Here is a 17,713-nt window from a genome sequence, read left to right on the forward strand (position 1 = left end):
AGCGGTCTTTAGCCCCTGGTTTGAGACTCACGATGCGCCGCCTGCTGTTCTGCCTCCTGCTGACGCTCACTTCCCTCTGCGTATCCGCCACCGAGGCCGCGCGCCCCAAGGTCGGCCTGGTGCTGTCCGGCGGCGCGGCCCGTGGCCTGGCCCACATCGGCGTGCTCAAGGCCCTGGAGCAGCAGGGCGTGCGCATCGATGCCATCGCCGGCACCAGCATGGGCGCAGTGATCGGCGGGCTGTACGCCTCCGGCTACAGCATCGAGGAACTGGAAACGCTCGCCACCACCCTCGATTGGCAGCAGGCGCTGTCCGATGCTCCGCCACGCGCTGACGTGCCGTTCCGCCGCAAGCAGGATGACCGCGACTTCCTGGTCAAGCAGAAGCTGAGCTTTCGCGACGACGGCAGCCTCGGCCTGCCGCTGGGCGTGATCCAGGGCCAGAACCTGGCGCTGCTGCTGGAAAGCAAGCTGGCCCACACCGCCGACACCCGCGACTTCGACAAGCTGCCGATCCCCTTCCGCGCCGTCGCCACCGACATCGCCAGCGGGGAAAAGGTGGTGTTTCGCCGCGGCCACCTGCCCCAGGTGATCCGCGCCAGCATGTCGATCCCGGCGGTGTTCGCCCCGGTCGAGCTCGATGGCCGGCTGCTGGTGGACGGCGGCATGACCGACAACATCCCGGTCGACGTGGCCCGCGACATGGGCGTCGACCTGGTCATCGTGGCCGACATCGGCACGCCGCTGCGCGACCGCAAGCAACTGGCCACGGTGGTGGATGTGCTCAACCAGTCGATCACCCTGATGACCCGGCGCAACTCCGAGGAACAGCTGGCCAGCCTGCGGCGCGACGATATCCTCGTCCAGCCGCAGTTGGCTGCCTTTGGCGTCACCGACTTCGGCCGCGCCCAGGACATGATCGACGCCGGCTACCGCGCCACCCGGCTGCTCGACCCGCGCCTGACGGCGCTGCGCCAGCCCGAGGGCGATGCCAGCCTGGCGGTGGCCCGTTCGCCGCGCCAGCGCACCCCGGTCATCACCGCGATCAGGATCGAGAACGACTCCAAGGTCAGCGACGACGTGATCCGCTACTACATCCGCCAGCCGATCGGCGAGCCGTTGCGGCTCGACCGCCTGCAGACCGACATGGGCACCCTCTATGGCCTGGACTACTTCGACCGGGTGCAGTACCGCGTGGTGCACAAGGGCGACGACAACACCCTGGTGATCAACGCCCGCGGCAAGCGCGGCGGCACCGACTACCTGCGCCTGGGCCTGAACCTGTCGGACGACCTGCGCGGCGACAGCGCCTTCAACCTCGGTGCCAGCTACCGGGTCAACGGCATCAACCGGCTGGGCGCGGAATGGCTGACGCGCGCCCAGATCGGCGACCAGCAGGCGCTGTACAGCGAGTTCTATCAGCCGCTGGACGTGGGCTCGCGCTATTTCGTCGCGCCCTACCTGGACTTCGGCTCGCAGAACATCGAGGCCACCCTGGACAACGACCCGGTCGCCGAGTACCGCCTGGAACGCTATGGCTTCGGCCTCAACCTCGGCCGACAGATCGGCACCTCCGGCGAAGTGCGCCTGGGGGTGGGCAAGGCGTGGGGCGAGGCCGAGGTGCGCATTGGCGACCAGGACTTGCCCGGCGTGAGTTTCAACGAGGGCTTCTATGAGCTGAAGTACTCGTTCGATACCTTCGACAATGTGTACTTCCCGCACCGTGGCGAGGACATCGGCCTGACCTTGCGCAAGTACGACAAGTCGCTGGACTCGGACCAGGCATACCGCCAGTGGCTGCTCAACCTGGACAAGGCCCTCAGCAGCGGGCCGAACACCTTCGTGCTCGGCGGGCGCTACGGCCGCACGCTGGACGCCACGGAAGTGGTGACCTCGAGTTTCGTCATCGGCGGCGCGCGGGAGCTGTCGGGGTTCCGCCAGGACTCGGTGTCAGGGCAGAACATCAGCCTGCTGCGGATGGTGTATTACCGCAGGCTGACGCCACGGGCGTACCTGCCGCTGGACTTCCCGCTGTATATCGGCGGCTCGCTGGAACGTGGGCGGGCGTGGAACAACGACAATGAATTCGACAGTGGCTACATCAATGCGGCCAGCGTGTTCCTGGGGCTGGAGACGCCGCTGGGGCCGCTGAACCTGAGCTATGGCGCCAACAGTGCCCATGAGCATGCGCTGTATCTGAACCTGGGGCATACCTTCTAGATCGCCGGGGCCGCTTTGCGGCCCTTTCGCGACGCAAGGCCGCTCCTACCGAGAGAACGCGCCCCCTGTAGGAGCGGCCTTGCGTCGCGAAAGGGCTGCAAAGCAGCCCCCGACGCCTCAGGATTTTTCGAGGTTGGCGAGGATCTTGGCATGCACGCGCATGCACACTTCCAGGTCCGCCTCGTCCACCCCGGTGAACAACTCCAGGCGCAAGGCATTGGCGATGGTTTCGATCTGCTCGATCAGCGGCTTGGCCGGCGGGCACAGCAGAATCTTCTTCGCCCGCCGATCCTCCAGCACCGCCTGGCGCCGCACCAGCCCCTGGCTTTCCAGGCTGTCGAGCAGGCGTGCCAGGGTCGGGCCCTCGACCCCGACGCTCTGCGCCAGCTCACGCTGGGTCGGCGCCTCCTCGAAACGGGCCAGGTGCAGCAACACCAGCCAGCGCGCCTGGGACAGGTTGAGCCCGGCCAGGCGGCGGTCCAGTTCGGCACGCCAGCCCCGGGACATCTGGGCCAGCTGCATGCCAAAGCGGTGTTGGTTGTCGGTCAGGGGCATAGGCAACTCATTGACTAGAACTAATTATTAGCCAGCTAACCATGCCCCGGGCCATCAGGCAAGGCTGCGGCGGGCGGAAACGTCTGATAATCGTCAAAAAGGATGACAACACTCAGCGGATGTCCGAAATGTCTCCAATCAGGGCGCGGCCCGTCATCAAAGCTCGAACTCCGCCGCCAGCGCCGCACGCACGCAGTACAGCACGCCCTCCGCCACTCGCCCGCTGAACAGCGGGGCGATCGCCGCTACCGGTGGTAGCTCGCCCTCGCCATCGAGGAAGGCGTCCTGCACCTCCATCATCAGGTCTTCGGGCAGGTCCAGCGCCTGCTCCAGGCTCAGCTCCTGACGCCCAAGGGCCTCGGCCAGCAGGCTGTAGACATTCTTCTCACTGCAGTTCAGCTGGCCGGCGATCTGCGCCGGGGTCATGCCGGCGCGGGCCAGGCTGACCAGCTCGTGACGCAGGTCGAGCACCACCTTCGGCGCCTCCTCGGTGCCACCCGCGCCGTTGAGCACTTCGAGGAACGCCTGGCCGTAGCGCTCCAGCTTGCGTGCGCCGACACCGCTGACCTGGGCCATGTCGCTGAGGCTGGTCGGCTGGCTGCGCAGCATTTCCAGCAGGGTCGAGTCGGGGAAGATGACGTAGGGCGGCACGCTGTGCTCTTCGGCCAGCTTGCGCCGCAGGGTGCGCAGCGCCTCCCACAGCTCGCGCTCCTCGGCACGCACCAGCTGGCTGGCCGGGCTGCCGCCGCTGGAGGACGACTTGGCCACGGTCTGCGGCTTGAGGTCACGGCGCAACTGCAGGTTCACCTCGCCGCGCAGCAGCGGCCGGCAGCTGTCGGAGAGGCGCAGGCCACCGTAGCCTTCGAGGTCGATGTCGACCAGGCCGCGCGCGACCAGCTGGCGGAACAGCGAGCGCCACTCGGCCTCGGCCAGGCTCTTGCCGACGCCGAACACCGAGAGTTTCTCGTGGCCGAAGTTGCGCACCTTCTCGGTGTCCTTGCCCAGCAGCACGTCGACCAGGTGGCCGACGCCATAGCGCTGGCCGGTGCGGAACACCGCCGACAGGGCCTGACGGGCCGGCTCGGTGGCGTCCCAGGTCTGGATCTGGTCGACGCAGTTGTCGCAATGCCCGCACGGCTGTTCGAGGGTTTCATCGAAATAGGCCAGCAGCGACTGGCGGCGGCAGCGGGTTTCTTCACAGAGGGCAAGCATGGCGTCGAGCTTGTGCTGCTCGATGCGCTTGTGACGCTCGTCACCTTCGGAGTTCTGCAGCATCTGCTTGAGCATCACCATGTCCTGCAGGCCGTAGGCCATCCAGGCGTCCGAGGGCAGGCCATCACGGCCGGCCCGGCCGGTTTCCTGGTAATAGGCCTCGAGCGACTTGGGCAGGTCGAGGTGGGCGACGAAGCGCACGTTGGGCTTGTCGATGCCCATGCCGAAGGCAATGGTGGCGACCATGATCAGCCCTTCCTCGTTGAGGAAGCGGTGCTGGTTGGCGGCGCGGGTCTCGGCGGCCAGGCCGGCGTGGTACGGCAGCGCCGGGAAACCCTGCTCGCAGAGGAACGCGGCGGTTTCGTCGACCTTCTTGCGCGACAGGCAGTAGACGATGCCGGCGTTGCCGCGGCGCTCGCCGAGGAACGCCATCAGTTGCTTGCGCGGCGACTCCTTGGGCACGATGCGGTAGAAGATGTTCGGCCGGTCGAAACTCGACAGAAAGCGCTCGGCGCCCTGCAGGTGCAGGCGCTGGACGATCTCCTCGCGGGTGCGCATGTCGGCGGTGGCGGTCAGGGCGATGCGCGGTACATGGGGGAACAGCTCGGCGAGCTGGCCCAGCTGCAGGTATTCCGGGCGGAAGTCGTGGCCCCATTGCGACACGCAGTGGGCTTCGTCGATGGCGAACAGGGAAATGTCGAGGTCACGCAGGAAATCCAGCATGCGCGGCTGCACCAGGCGCTCCGGCGCCAGGTAGAGCATCTTCACCTCGCCCCGGCGCAGGCGCCCGGCCAGGTCACGCTGCTGCTCGGCGGTCAGGGTGGAGTTCAGCGCTGCGGCGGCCACGCCCAGCTCGTCAAGGGTGGCGACCTGGTCGTCCATCAGCGCGATCAGCGGCGAGACCACCACGGTCAGGCCCGGGCGCAGCAACCCCGGCACCTGGAAGCACAGCGACTTGCCGCCACCGGTGGGCATCAAGACCAGCGCATCGCCGCCGTTGGCCACGCATTCGATGATCGCAGCCTGGCGCCCACGGAAACTGTCGTAGCCGAAGATATCCTTGAGAACGCGCTGAGCCTGTTCGAGCATGTGCAACTCCAAAATCGCCGTACCATCCTGGACACAGGCTGGACGAAAAACCCGCTCCGCACACGCCTAAAGCGTAAGCGGCTTTTGCCAGCAGGCGGGCAATCGCCGCCCCTGGATGAAAAACGCCGGAGTATACCGCAGTGCCGCCCTCGGCAGGATGCCCGGTGACAGACGTCTCCTTCCCCCGCCAGCGCCTCAAGGTGCTAGAATTCACTATCGTTTATTCCCCCAAGGTAGCCCTGTAATGTCCTTCGCCGAGCAACTGACCCGCCTGCAAGCCTTCCTCGACGCCGACGAGCTGCACGAAGAAGCGCTGGACTACGTCGCCGCCCACGGCTACCTGACCGCGCTGTCGATCTGCTCGGAGGACGTCCCCGAGCGCGAATGGATCGACGCGCTGTTCGCCGAAGAACCCCATTACGCCAGCGATGCCCAGCGCACCGAGATCGAGGCGACCCTGGTGGCACTCAAGGGCCACATCGCTCGCCAGCTGGCCAGCGACGAGGAATTCGACCTGCCCTGCGAGCTGGACCTGACCGACGAGCCGGACGATTCCGACCTGCGCGGCTGGTGCATCGGCTTCATGGAGGGTGTGTTCCTGCGTGAGGAAGCCTGGTTCGAAAACGCCGAAGAGGAAGTCAGCGAGATGCTGCTGCCGATCATGGTCGGTTCCGGCCTGTTCGACGAGCAGCCCGAGTTCGCCGACATCGCCAGCAACGCCAACCTGCAGGACGACATGATCGTGCAGATCCCGGAAGCACTGAGCGCGCTGTTCCTGCTGCTGCACGCACCCGACGAGAAGCCGGCGCTGCTCAAGCCACGCCACCACTGAGTCGGCCGTGCGCTACCTGCTGCTGGCCATCGGCTGGCTCAGTGTCGCGCTGGGGGTGCTGGGGATCTTCCTGCCGGTGTTGCCCACCACCCCGTTCCTGCTGCTGGCGGCGGCCTGCTTCGCCCGCAGCTCGCCGCGCTTTCACCATTGGCTGGTCAACCACCCCAGGCTGGGGCCGTGGATCCGTGACTACCTCAGTGGCGAGGGCATCCCGCTCAAGGGCAAGGTCTACGCCATCGGCCTGATGTGGGCGAGCATCGGGCTGTCGTGCTACCTGGTGCCGTTGTTCTGGGCCAGGGCCTTCATGCTCACCAGCGCGGTGCTGGTGAGTGCCTACATCCTCAAGCAGAAGACCTTGCGCCGACCTGGCTGACACCTGTTGCCTGTGCGGGCCTCTTCGCGGGTAAACCCGCTCCCACAGGGATTGCACAGGTCTCAAGACTGGCGCTTTCCCTGTGGGAGCGGGTTTACCCGCGAAGGGGCCCGCACAGGCGCCCCAAGGCGAATCCTTTACACCGTATCCACCTTCAACGAATGGTCATTGATCATCCCGTTGATGATGGTGGCGGTATCCTGCCCCGCCGCGATCACCCCACCCGCCCCCGCCGTGACCCCGTAATGCTGGGCCAGGTCGACGCCGGCCAGGTCGATGGTCTGGGTCGGCGCCGCGCCGGCCACGCTGCTGACCTCGATGGTCGAGACCACGTTGCTGCCCGCCCCGCTGACCTTGAAGTGCAGGTAGTCGTCCAGCGAGGCCGCCGTGGCATTCTCGCCCTGCAACAGCTGCGACAGGTCGAGGTGGTCGCTGCCCGGGGTGAAGTCGGTGACCGTGTCATGCCCGGCATCGCCTTTGTGCCAGACGAAGGTGTCGTTGCCGTTGCCGCCCGTCATCAGGTCATTGCCCGGGCCGCCGATGAGGATGTCGTTGCCGTCACCGCCCTTGAGCACATCGTTGCCCAGGCCGCCATCGAGCAGGTTGTCGCCGGCATTGCCGATCAGGCTGTCGTTGTAGTCGGAGCCGATCAGGTTCTCGATGCGGGTCAGCGTGTCGACCCCGGCACCACCAGTGTTCTGCGGCCCGCCAAGGCTGAGGTCGACGTTGACCGCGGCGGTGGCCGAGGCATAGCTGGCGGTGTCATTGCCGGCTCCGCCGTCGAGCAGATCGTTGCCAGGCCCGCCGATCAACAGGTCATCGCCATTGCCGCCGTACAACTGGTCGTTGCCTGCGCCCCCCACCAGCACGTCATGGCCGTCCCCACCGTTGAGGACGGTGTCGGCATTGTTCGCCATCAGCACATCGTCGCCGGTCGTGCCGTTGAGGGTCGAGCCGGACTGGTAACTGATGTCCGCCGCGCCGATCGCGCTGCCGCCATGGCCGTCGCTGAGCGAGTAACTGGCCTGGTGCACCTCGTTGACGGCATTGCTGTAGTCGACCACCAGGCTCAGCTTGTAGCTCTCGGCAGCCTTGCTGTTGCCGATCGGGTCGGCCTGGTTGATCACATGGATGCTGTAGACCCCGTCATGACTGGCGGTGAAGCTGCCGCCATCGGCGATGGGCTGGTAGCTGCCGCTGGCATCCTTCCATTCCAGGCCGAGGTTGCCGGTGGGGCGATCATGGTCCAGCTGCAGCGTCTCGCCCTTGCGCAGGCTGACGGTGATCACGTCCTCGGCGTTGGCATTGCCGCTGGCGACATTGCCAAGGTAGCCCAGCACCATCAGCGCGGCGGTCATGGTGCCGGCCGAGGTGGTGAAGGCGCTGCGGTCCAGCGCCTTGAACTGGTTGTCGGACGAGTTGCCCTTGCCATCGAAGGCGATGCTCTGGATCGCGCCGCCACTGCTGAAGCCGGCGCCCTTGTCGGCAAAATTGGTGTTGAAGGTGATCGGCGCGGCGCTCAGGCGATCGTGGTCGGCGTCGCTGTCGTTGGCCAGCAGCACTTCGGCCGACACCTTGATGCTGGCAGGGCCGCTGATGTTGGTGATGATGTGGTCGGCCGCGGCCACCGGCGCATGGTTGCTGCCGACCCGCACCAGCAGGCTGGCGCTGCTGGTGTCACCGTCGTTGTCGCTGACGGTGAAGCCGAAGCGCTCGACCTGGGTGCCATCGCCGCCCTTGGGCGAGGTGTAGGTGAACTCGCCGGTGTCCATGTCGACCACCAAGCTGCCGCCCAGGCCGGTCTTGATGGTGAGGGTATTGCCAGTGGTGTCGAAGCTGGCCTTGTCGGCACCGCCACTGGCCAGGTAGCCGCCCTGGCCGGCATTGGCTTTCGGGTCGAAGGTGTAGGTGGTGCCGTCCACCAGCAAGGCCTTGATGAAGCCACCGTCGGCGCCGAAGGTGCCGCCACTCATGAGGCTGCCGGTGATCGAAGCGCCGAGCACGGTGCCCGACAGCACGCCATTGAGTTGGCTGAGGTCGGTGACCACCACCGAGTCGGTGTCGGTGTGGCTGGTGCCATCGTAGGCCAGCGGGTTCAGGTTGCTCTCGTTGACGTCCTTGCCCATGCCGATGGCGTAGGACTTGATCCCGTTGCTGTCGAGGAAGGATTCCCAGCTGGTTTCGCGGGCGCCGCTGATCGCATGGCCATTGGTGGGCGCGCCATCGGAGAAGAAGTAGCTGACATTCTGCGCGCCCCCCAGCTTGCCATCCTCGGCGAAGGCCGTCTGCGCAGCAGTGGTCGCGGCGTCGTAATGGGTCACGCCACCTGCATGCAGGCCACTGACGATGGCTTTGGCCTGGTCGATGGTCAGCCATTGGGCCGCCTGGACCTGTGCGCCAGTGCCGAAGGTGACGATCTGCACCCGGATGTCGCCCATGTCGTCGTACTTGTCGAGCAGCGCGCTGATCGCCTGCTTGGCCAGCTCGAGACGGCTCAACCCCGGTACGCCGGAGGCAGAGGCCATGCTGCTGGAGACATCGATCACCAGCAGGATGTTCGAGTCGACCTGGCCCGGGGTGATGCTGCGCTCGGCGCAGACGGCCTGCGGCGCATCGTCGACGATGGTGATGGCGATGCTGTTGGTGATGCTGTTGCCGCGGGTGTCGGTGGCCTGGTAGGTGAAGTACTCGATGGTCGAGTCTGCGCCCGGGGTGTTGGCCGGCGAGGTCAAGGTATAGGTGTAGCTGCCATCGGGGTTGATGCTGATCTGGCCATAATGCCCGACGGCATCGCCCACCAGGCTGTAGGTCAATGCCCCGACGCCACCGACGACGGAGCCGACCAGCGTGCCGGACGCTGTCTCGCCAGGCGAGCTGGGGTCACTGCCGGTGGTGGTGCCGGCAGCCAGGTCGTTGCCATCCCTGTGCAGGTCCAGGGCCTTCTCGAACACGGTGAGCTCGCGGCTCTCGCAGGCTTCCAGGCGTGGGTCGTGCACGTTGATGGTGATGGTCGTGGTGCTTTCGTCTCCATCACCGTCGCGAATGGTGTAGACGAAGCTGTCGAGCGCATCGCGAGGCGCCACCACGTCAGGGCTGGCGTGGTACTCGGCATTGCCCTGGGCATCGATGGTCAGGTAGCCGTACTGGCCCTGCACCTGAGTGTTCAACTGGCCGACGGCCGAGCTGGTGGTGTCGCTGCCGGCGCGCACGCCAACCACGTAATGGCCGTCGCTGACGGTGTCGGCACCCACCACGTCGTTGTACATCACGTTGCCACGCACCACGTCACCTTTGCCGACGCTGACATAGTCGGCGTTGGCCTGGGGCACGTCGTCGACGATGCTGACGATAATGGTGCTGGTAACGGTGTTGCCGGTGGAGTCCTGCACCTGATAGGTAAAGGATTCGGTGACCGTGTTCGCGCCATCGTTGGCGTGTGGCGTGGTAGTGGCCGGGGACGTAAGCGTATAGGTGTAGGAACCGTCGGCGTTCAGGTGCAGCTGGCCGAACTGGCCTACAGGGTCGCTCACCAGAGTGAAGGTCAATGTGCCGACACCGCCCCGGGCCGAATCGGCCAGGGTGCCTGTCGCCGTTTCCGCAGTGGAGGCCGGGTCGCTGCCGGTGGCGCTGCCAGCGGCCAGGTCGTTGCCGTCCTTGTGGGTGTCCAGCGCCTTCTCGTAGACGGTGACGTCACGGTCCTGGCAGGCCATCAGCGAGTTGTGCACGGTGATGTTGATGGTGGTTGTGCTTTCGTCACCATCGGCGTCGCGGATGGTGTAGACGAAACTGTCCACGGCGTCCTGCGGTGCCGTGATGCTGGGGCTGGAGTGGTACTCGGCATTGCCCTGGGCGTCTATGGTCAGGTAGCCGTACTGGCCCTGCACCTGGGTGTTCAGCTGGCCGATGGCCGAGCTCGAAGTATCACTGCCGGCGCGCACGCCGACCACGTAGTTGCCGTCGCTGCGCACGTCGGCGCCGACCACATCGTTGTACATCACGTTGCCGCGCACCACGTCGCCCTTGGCCACCCCGGTGTAGTCCGCGCCAGCCTGCGGCACATCGTCGACGATGGAGATGACGAGGGTGCTGGTGGTGGTATTGCCGAGCGAATCCTGCACCTGGTAGGTGAAAGTTTCGGTCACGGTGTTCGGGCCGTCGTTCGCCTGTGGCGACGAACTGGCCGGCGACGTGAGGGTGTAGGTGTAGGAGCCATCCGTGTTGAGGTGCAGTTGGCCGTATTGGCCTACGGCATCGCCCACCAAGGTGAAGGTCAATGCGCCCACGCCGCCCCTGGCGGAGTCGGCCAGGGTGCCGCTGGCCGTCTCGGCGGTGGAATCCGGATCACTGCCCGTCACGCTGCCCGCCGCCAGGTCGTTGCCGTCCTTGTGGGTGTCCAGCGCCTTCTCGTAGACCGTGACGTCGCGGTCCTCGCAGGCCATCAGCGAATTGTGCACGTTGATGGTGATGGTCGTGGTGCTCTCGTCGCCATCGGCGTCGCGGATGGTGTAGACGAAGGTATCCAGGGCGTCCCGGGGCGACGCGACATTGGGGTTGGAGTGGTACTCGGCGTTGCCCTGGGCATCGATGGTCAGGTAGCCGTACTGGCCCTGCACCTGGGTGTTCAGCTGGCCGATGGCCGAGGTGGAGGTATCGCTGCCGGCGCGTACACCGACCACGTAGTTGCCGTCGCCACGCACGTCGGCGCCGACCACGTCGTTGTACATCACGTTGCCGCGCACCACGTCGCCCTTGGCCACGCCGGTAGCGTCGGCCTCGGCGTGCGGCACGTCATCGACGATGTTCACGTCCAGGCTGGCATTGGCGGTGCTACCGTCGACATCCTTGGCGACCACCGCGAAGTGTTCGCTGATGCTGTTGCTGCCGTTGCCAGTGGGGTGGTTTTCATTGGCGGTCAGGGTGTAGCTGTAGGTGACCACGCCCGTGCCCGGGTCGTAGCCGAGGATGGTCAGCGTGTTGCCTTCCGGCGTCACCACCGATTGCGGGAAGCCTGCCGCCACGCCGCCAGTCACCACGGCGATGCCGCCCACGGTCAGGGATTGCAAGCCGTCGGCCGCGGTGACCTTGAACGTGCCTTGCTGGGTCAATGCCGTGGCATCCGGCGCGCTGCCGTCGTTCAGGTGCTTCTCGTAGACGGTCAGTTCACCGCCTTGCTTGTCCAGGCCGTCGAGGGTCACCGGGTCATTGAGGTTGCTGACGTTCAGGGTCAGCGTCGCGCTGCTGGTGTCGCCATCGGCATCCTTGATCGTGTAGGTGAAGTGCTCCACGCCATTGCCGCCACCGCCCAGGTTCTTGAAGTCCGGGTCATTGGTGTTGAGCGTGTAGGTGTAGGAACCGTCTGCCGCCAGCACCAGCGTGCCGTAGGTCCCGGTGAAGGTACCGGCGATGACCGGCCCGCCCGGCACACGGTCAGCCCCTTGCACATCGTTGGGCAACACGTTGCCGGTGAGTTCGAGGTGCTGTTCGGTGGCAGTGACGGCATTGCCGTCATCGACTGCTTTCGGCACGTCATCGACGATGTTCACGTCCAGGCTGCCGGTGACGGTGCTGCCGTCGACATCCTTGGCGACCACCGCGAAGTGCTCGCTGATGCTGTTGCTGCCGTCGCCATTGGGGTGGCTTTCATTGGCGGTCAGGGTGTAGCTGTAGCTGACCACGCCCGTGCCCGGGTCATAGCCGATGATGGTCAGCGTGTTGCCTTGCGGCGTCACCACCGATTGCGGGAAGCCTGCCGCCACGCCGCCAGTCACCACGGCGATGCCGCCCACGGTCAGGGATTGCAGGCCGTCGGCCGCGGTGACCTTGAACGTGCCTTGCTGGGTCAATGCCGTGGCATCCGGCGAACTGCCGTCGCCCAGGTGCTTCTCGTAGACGGTCAGCTCGCCGCCTTGCTTGTCCAGGCCGTCGAGGGTCACCGGGTCATTGAGGTTGCTGACATTCAGGGTCAGCGTCGCGCTGCTGGTATCGCCGTCGGCGTCCTTGATCGTGTAGGTGAAGTGCTCGACGCCATTGCCGCCACCGCCCAGGTTCTTGAAGTCCGGGTCGTTGGTATTGAGCGTGTAGGTGTAGGAACCGTCCGCCGCCAGCACCAGCGTGCCGTAGGTCCCGGTGAAGGTACCGGCGATGACCGGCCCGCCCGGCACACGGTCAGCCCCTTGCACATCGTTGGGCAACACGTTGCCGGTGAGTTCGAGGTGTTGTTCGGTGGCCGTGAAAGCATTGCCGTCATCCACCGCCCGGGGTGCGTCGTCATGGATGATCACATCCAGCGAGCCCTGGGCCACGTCGCCGTTGCTGTCACTGGCGCTCACGGTCAGATGCTCGCTCAGGGTCTTGGCGCCGCCGTCTTCGATGTGCTGCCCGCTTTCATTCAGGGTGTAGCTGTAGCTGACTTCACCGGTGGCCGGGTTGTAACCGGTGATGGTCAAGGTATTGCCCAGCCCGGTGGTGATCGACTGGCCGACACCGGTCACCACACCGGCGGTCACCACATTGATGCCGCCCACATTGAGGTTGAACACGCCATCCTGGGCAACCACGGTGAAACTGCCGCGCTGGGTCAGGGCGGCGGAGTCACTGGCCGAGCCCAGCGGCAGGTTCGCCTCGTTCAGGATCAGCTCGCCGGGGGTGTTGTCCAGCCCGAGCAGGTTGACCGGATGATTGACCGCTGCCGGCTGCTCAGGCTGCCCAGGCGGCAGGTCACTGCCGTCACGGGCCGTGTTGCTGAGGCCGCCCACCTCGCGAGTGTCCAGTTCCGGGATGCCATTGAACCCCGCCGTCGGGAAGCCGATGTGCGGATCGACCCGCGCGGCCACTTCGCTCAACAGGACGAAACTGTGGCCGCCCCCCAATGCCGAAGTGCCGTTGCCGCCATTCGCTCCGGCGGCGGTGGGTTCGGCTGACCGACTCGGGTCGTCGCCGGCGGCGATCGCCCGCTGGATGCGTTCCACATCGCTCAGTTGCGCTTCGCTCGGTGCAGCGTCATGTGGCTGGACATGGGGCGCCTGCTGGGCGAGCAGATCGGGCGTCATGCGCAGGCTGCTGTCGCGCCCCAGGGTCAGCTCGGCACCGTTCTGCAAGTGCACCGCCACGGCACCCTCTGCACCGGTCTGCAGTTGCTCGCCGGCAAACAGCTGGTCACCTTCGACCAGCGGGCGCCGGCTGCCATCGCTGGCCACCGCGAAAACCTGCCCCACCACCTTGCTGACCACACCGATTAACTTAGCCATGAGCGCACGTCTCCCCTTCCCGATCGGCTTCAGCCAATAACGGACGCGAGGAGGCTCAGGGCTTCGAGTTCGACTGTCTCAACGGTGAGAATCGTTCTCTCAGGCACTTCATCTGGCGATAGCCATCATGCACATTGGCCACTACTCAATGCCAATTTTCTGTCGCCAAATACCGCATTCACCTAACCGCCACACGTCCTTAGCTGTATAAATTCTGGAACTCGCTGCAGTGCTTGAAAGCCGTGAAGTACATAGGCTCACCAATTCACTTGAATGAAACAATGTCTTGCTTTCGTTAGACCGCATAAGTTTTTTTTCGCATAGGCGTTATGAGAAATACTTCTAAGCTCGCGCGTTAAATGTTCTTAGCTCTGTTGTTACAAACTTGAAACGGTTTGAATGATAAATATCGTCGGTTTTTTGACGAAATGCAGGACATTTTTGTGACCAGGGAGAAGTACCCCATGCGCGTGTTAAACCCCATCACCAGTGCAATTCTGTTGGCCATGGCGTGTGCCAACGTTCAGGCGATGTCGCTCAACGAAGCCGTCCAGAACGCAGTGGACCACCACCCGGAAATCAGCGCCAGCCGTAACAGCCGGCTGTCGGCTGACGAAGATGTGAAATTCGCCCGTGGCGGGTACTACCCCAGCGTCGACCTGGTGGCAGGTTATGGCCGCCAGCGCTCCGACAACCTCAACACCCGCGGCGTGAATGCCGACGGTACGCGCAACCACAACAAGGAAACCCTCAACTACACCCAGTCGGAGCTGCGCCTGCGGCAGATGCTGTTCGACGGCTTCAACACCTCCAACGAGGTCGGCCGCACCCAGGCCGTGGCCGACTCGCGCGCCTACTACACCCAGGCCACCGCCGAAACCGTGGCCCTGCGCACCGTCGAGGTGTACCTCGAAGTGCTCAAGCGCCGCGAGCTGGTCACCCTGGCCAAGAACAACCTGCAGGCCCACCTGCGGGTCAACGACCAGATCGGCCTGCGCAGCGAGCGAGGTGTCGGCAGCTCCGCCGACCTCGACCAGTCCACCGCCCGTCGCGCCCTGGCGGAAAACAACCTGGACACCGCCGAAGTCGACCTGGCCGATGCCGAAGCCAACTTCTACAGCGTGGTCGGGCGCGTGCCCGACGAGCTGGAAGCGCCGGTGACGATCAAGGGCGAAGTGCCCGAAGGCCTCGACCTGGCGCGTCAGGGGATGCTCGAGAACAACCCCTACCTGAAGTCGGCCCAGGCCGACATCAACGCCGCCGAGCAGCAGTACGAAGTCGCCAAGTCGCCGTTCTACCCGCGCCTGGACGCCGTGCTGGCCACCGGCGCCAACAACAACCTCAGCGGCGAGCGAGGCCACAGCAACAACGATTGGCAGGCCGGCGTCGAGCTCAACTACAACCTGTTCCGCGGCGGCAGCGACAAGGCCCGCCTGCAGTCCGACGCGCACAAGATCAACCAGGCCATGGACGTGCGCAACAACGCCCTGCGCGAGCTGAACGAAAACCTCAGCCTGTCGTGGAACGCCATGACCAACGCACGCAAGCAGACCCCGACCGCCCGCGAATACGCCGAAACCACCCAGCGCGTGCGCGCTGCCTATCAGGACCAGTTCGGCCTTGGCCAACGCACCCTGCTCGACGTGCTCGACAGCGAAAACGAGCTGTACAACGCCAACCGTCGCTACACCGAAGTGCGCTACACCGAGGAGTTCTCGATGTACCGGGTGCTGGCGACCATGGGTGAACTGCTGAGCAAGCAGCGCATTTCGCTGCCACCGGAAGCCGTCGCCCAGACCGAGGTGCGCAACCAGGCGAAGCTGCCCGAGATGCGTTAGCCCTTGGCGTGACTGGCACGGATCGCTAGGTAACACACCCCATCCACAGCGGCGGGAGTAGGCCAACGTGACCAGTATGCAAAGTGCGCAAGCGCGCCCGGATGTCGACGACCCGCTGCTCGATGGTTTGCTGATCCTCTGTCGCCTGCACGGGTGCCCGGCCAGCCGGGCCAGCCTGTGCAGCGGCCTGCCGCTGGCCCAGCAACGCCTGGGCGCGGACCTGCTGCCGCGCGCCGCAGCCCGTGCCGGCCTGCAAGGGCGGGTGCTGGAGCGTGCGCTGGAGGACATCTCGGCGCTCAACCTGCCGGTGTTGCTGCTGCTGGGCAATGGCCGCAGCGCCGTGCTGCAACGCTGGGGCGATGACGGCCGCGCGCTGATCCTGCCCTGCGAAGCCGAAGGCGGCGAACAGTGGGTGGAGCGCGAGGCGCTGCAACAGGCCTACGGCGGCCACGCCCTGTTCGCCCGGCCCCGGCATACCCTCGAAGACCTGCGCGCACCGTTGCTGCCACGGGTCAACGCCTGGTTCCGCGACACCCTGCGCCATTCCCGCTGGCTGTATGGCGATGCCCTGCTGGCCAGCCTGCTGATCAACCTGCTGGGCCTGATGGTGCCGCTGTTCGTCATGCAGACCTACGACCGCGTGGTGCCCAACCAGGCGCTGTCGACCCTGTGGGTACTGGTGGCCGGGCTGTTTCTTGGCACCGCCTTCGAGCTGGTGCTGCGCATGGTCCGCGCGCACCTGCTGGACCAGGCCGGCAAGAAGACCGACCTGATCCTGTCCGCCACCCTGTTCGAGCGCATCACCGGCATGGCGCTGAAAGCCAAGCCGGCCACCATCGGCGGCTTCGCCCAGAGCATCCACGACTTCCAGGGCCTGCGCGAATTCCTCACCGCGGTGACCCTGACCAGCATCATCGACCTGCCCTTCGTCGCCCTGATGCTGCTGGTGATCGGCCTGCTCGGCGGCTGGCTGGTGCTGATCCCGCTGGTGGCCTTCCCGCTGGCGGTGGGCTTCGCCCTGATCATCCAGGCACGCCTGCGCGACACCGTGCAGAAAAGCCTGAGCCTCGGCGCGGTGCGCCAGGCGCTGCTGATCGAAACCCTCGGCGGCCTGGAAACCCTCAAGGCCTGCGGCGCCGAAAGCGAGCGCCAGTACCAGTGGGAACACACCAACGGCGCCATCGCCCGCCTCGACGCCCACGCCCGCAACCTGTCGTCGCTGGCCAGCAACGGCACGCTGTTCATCCAGCAGTTCTGCGGCATGGCCACCATCGTCGCCGGGGTCTACAGCATCATCGCCGGCAACCTCAGCGTCGGCGCCCTGGTCGCCAGCTACATGCTCGGCAGCCGGGTCCTGGCCCCGCTCGGCCAGATCGCCGGGCTGATCACCCGCTACCAGCAGGCCCAGCTGACCATGCGCAGCACCGACGCGCTGATGGCCCTGCCCCAGGAACGCCAGGCCGAGCAGCAGGCGCTGGAGCACACCGCGCTCAAGGGCGGCCTGACCCTCAGCCACGTGACCTTCCGCTACCCCGGGCAGACCAGCCCGGCCCTGCATGACGTCAACATCAGCATCAAGCCCGGCGAGCGCATCGGTATCATCGGCCGCAGCGGCTCGGGCAAGAGCACCCTGGGCCGGCTGCTGATGGGTTTTCATCACCCTGACGAAGGCCAGGTGCTGCTGGACAACCTCGACCTGCGCCAGCTGGACATCGCCGACCTGCGCAGCCAGCTCGGCTATGTCGCCCACGACCTGCCACTGCTGGCCGGCAGCCTGCGCGACAACCTGACCCTGGGGGCCCGCCACGTCAGCGACGCGCGCATGCTCGAAGTGGCCGAACTGACCGGCGTCAGCGAGCTGGCCCGGCAGCACCCGAACGGCTTCGACCGGCCGGTGGGCGAGCGTGGCCAGCTGCTCTCCGGCGGCCAGCGCCAGTCGGTGCTGATGGCCCGCGCCCTGTTGCTGGAGCCGCCGATCATGATCCTCGACGAACCCACCAGCCACATGGACAACAGCAGCGAGGAGCAACTGCGTCAGCGTCTGCTGGCCTGGGTGCCGGGCAAGACCCTGCTGCTGGTCACCCACCGCACCGCGATGCTCAGCCTGGTGGACCGGCTGGTGGTGCTGGACAACGGCAAGGTGGTTGCCGACGGTGCCAAGGAGGCGGTCATCGATGCCCTGCGCAAGGGCCGCATCGGCGCGGCCCTCTAGACACTGCGGGGTCGGTGTGGGAGCGGGTTCACCCGCGAACGATGCAACGCGGTGTATGGCACGGGCTTCGCCCGTGTTCGCGGGTGAACCCGCTCCCACAGGGGTAGGACCCAGCCCATGATTCAAGCGAGGTAGG

At 65.9% G+C, this 17,713-nt stretch carries 8 protein-coding genes; 5 read left to right on the top strand and 3 right to left on the bottom strand.

Annotated features, from left to right (window positions below; genetic code table 11):
• Window positions 1-32 precede the first annotated feature (32 nt).
• Entirely contained in the window at window positions 33-2,219 is a 2,187-nt protein-coding gene (locus tag ACIP21_RS15340) for a patatin-like phospholipase family protein (RefSeq protein WP_400688880.1), read from the top strand.
• 117 nt (window positions 2,220-2,336) lie between these two features.
• Here the strand turns inward: ACIP21_RS15340 and ACIP21_RS15345 are convergent, their stop codons facing one another.
• A complete protein-coding gene (locus ACIP21_RS15345; protein WP_027921057.1) occupies window positions 2,337-2,774 on the bottom strand; it encodes a MarR family transcriptional regulator in 438 nt (145 codons plus the stop codon).
• 156 nt (window positions 2,775-2,930) lie between these two features.
• Entirely contained in the window at window positions 2,931-5,075 is a 2,145-nt protein-coding gene (gene recQ / locus ACIP21_RS15350) for a DNA helicase RecQ (RefSeq protein WP_400688882.1), read from the bottom strand.
• Between the two features lie 244 nt (window positions 5,076-5,319).
• Between recQ and ACIP21_RS15355 the strand changes: the two genes are divergently transcribed.
• Together ACIP21_RS15355 and ACIP21_RS15360 are read left to right on the top strand one after the other, a co-directional pair.
• Window positions 5,320-5,907 (top strand): YecA family protein, encoded by a 588-nt coding sequence (locus tag ACIP21_RS15355; RefSeq protein WP_039602166.1) that lies wholly within the window; start codon window positions 5,320-5,322, stop codon window positions 5,905-5,907.
• Between the two features lie 7 nt (window positions 5,908-5,914).
• Window positions 5,915-6,280: a YbaN family protein gene (locus ACIP21_RS15360; RefSeq protein ID WP_400688885.1), complete on the top strand. Its 366-nt coding sequence runs from the start codon at window positions 5,915-5,917 to the stop codon at window positions 6,278-6,280.
• A gap of 137 nt (window positions 6,281-6,417) precedes the next feature.
• On the opposite strand, the gene ACIP21_RS15365 is transcribed toward ACIP21_RS15360, so the two are convergent.
• The gene (locus ACIP21_RS15365; protein WP_400688888.1) at window positions 6,418-13,527 is read right to left on the bottom strand and encodes a retention module-containing protein; all 7,110 of its coding nucleotides are present in this window, start codon (window positions 13,525-13,527) and stop codon (window positions 6,418-6,420) included.
• Between the two features lie 464 nt (window positions 13,528-13,991).
• On the opposite strand from ACIP21_RS15365, the gene ACIP21_RS15370 reads away from it, so the two are divergent.
• Window positions 13,992-15,365 (top strand): TolC family outer membrane protein, encoded by a 1,374-nt coding sequence (locus tag ACIP21_RS15370; protein WP_400688890.1) that lies wholly within the window; start codon window positions 13,992-13,994, stop codon window positions 15,363-15,365.
• Window positions 15,366-15,441: 76 nt separating this feature from the next.
• Window positions 15,442-17,577 carry a type I secretion system permease/ATPase gene (locus tag ACIP21_RS15375; RefSeq protein WP_400689490.1) on the top strand — a complete coding sequence of 712 codons (2,136 nt, stop codon included), beginning with the start codon at window positions 15,442-15,444 and terminating at the stop codon, window positions 17,575-17,577.
• The last annotated feature ends 136 nt before the right edge of the window (window positions 17,578-17,713 follow it).

Origin of the sequence: Pseudomonas sp. NPDC089401, from assembly GCF_044749485.1 — a bacterium.
Taxonomy (GTDB): Bacteria; Pseudomonadota; Gammaproteobacteria; order Pseudomonadales; family Pseudomonadaceae; genus Aquipseudomonas.